Origin of the sequence: Actinospica acidithermotolerans, from assembly GCF_018139625.1 — a bacterium.
Lineage (GTDB): Bacteria > Actinomycetota > Actinomycetes > Streptomycetales > Catenulisporaceae > Actinospica > Actinospica acidithermotolerans.
In genome coordinates this window covers 1-1,088 of the sequence record NZ_JAGSOH010000289.1, presented here as the reverse complement: position 1 = coordinate 1,088, position 1,088 = coordinate 1, and the positions used below count along the sequence as shown (strand labels likewise).

Sequence of the window (1,088 nt, the reverse complement as noted above, 5' to 3'; positions counted from 1 at the left end):
GGCTAGGAGGGTCATCCGGCCGGTGGTGACGGTGCCGGTCTTGTCGAGCACGATGGTGTCGACTCGCCTGGTGGATTCGAGGACTTGGGGGCCCTTGATGAGCAGGCCGAGCTGGGCGCCGCGGCCGGTGCCCACGAGGAGGGCGGTGGGGGTGGCCAGGCCGAGTGCGCAGGGGCAGGCGATGATGAGCACGGCCACGGCCGCGGTGAAAGCGCGGGCCACGTCGGCGCCGGCGAGGAGCCAGGCGGCCAGGGTGGCGAGGGCCAGGGCGATGACGACGGGGACGAAGATCGCGGCGACGCGGTCGGCGAGGCGCTGGACGGCGGCCTTGCCGGTCTGGGCGCGGACGACGAGCTCGGCGATCTGGGCGAGTTTGGTGTCGCCGCCGACCCCGGTCGCGCGGACGACGAGCACGCCGCCGCTGTTCACGGTTCCGCCGCTGACCTCGGCGCCGGGGCCGACCTCCGCGGGGACTGATTCGCCGGTGAGCATCGATGTGTCCACTGCCGAGACGCCCTCGAGCACCACGCCGTCGGTGGCGATCTTCTCGCCCGGGCGGACGATGAAGAGATCACCGACGGCCAGTTCCTCGATGGCGATGCGCTCCTCGGTGCCGTCGGGCCTGCGGCGCGTCGCCTCCTTGGCGCCGAGTTCGAGCAGGGCGCGCAGGGCTGCGCCGGAGCTGCGCTTGGCGCGGGCCTCGAGGTAGCGGCCGAGCAGGATGAAGACGGTGACCGCGGAGGCGACCTCAAGGTAGATGGTGTCGGCGCCGCCGCTCGCGGTGAGCGAGAAGTTCATCCGCATGCCCGGCTCCCCGGCGCCGCCGAAGAAGAGGGCGTAGAGCGACCAACCGAAGGCCGCGATCGTGCCGAGGGAGATCAGCGTGTCCATCGTCGCGGCGCCGTGCCGCAGGTTGACCCAGGCCGCGCGGTGGAACGGCAGGCCGCCCCAGACGACGACCGGCGCGGCGAGCACGAGGGCGAGCCACTGCCAGTCGCGGAACTGCAGCGCAGGGATCATGGAGAGGAGGAGCACGGGGACGGCGAGGACGGCAGAGGTCAGGAGCCGGTCGCGGAGGGGGATGGGGG

Annotated in this window: 1 protein-coding gene; it reads right to left on the bottom strand. The window is 72.9% G+C overall.

From position 1 onward, the window contains the following. Positions 1-1,088 (bottom strand): HAD-IC family P-type ATPase (locus KDK95_RS34725; protein ID WP_212522601.1); only part of this gene is annotated, 1,088 nt, incomplete at both ends.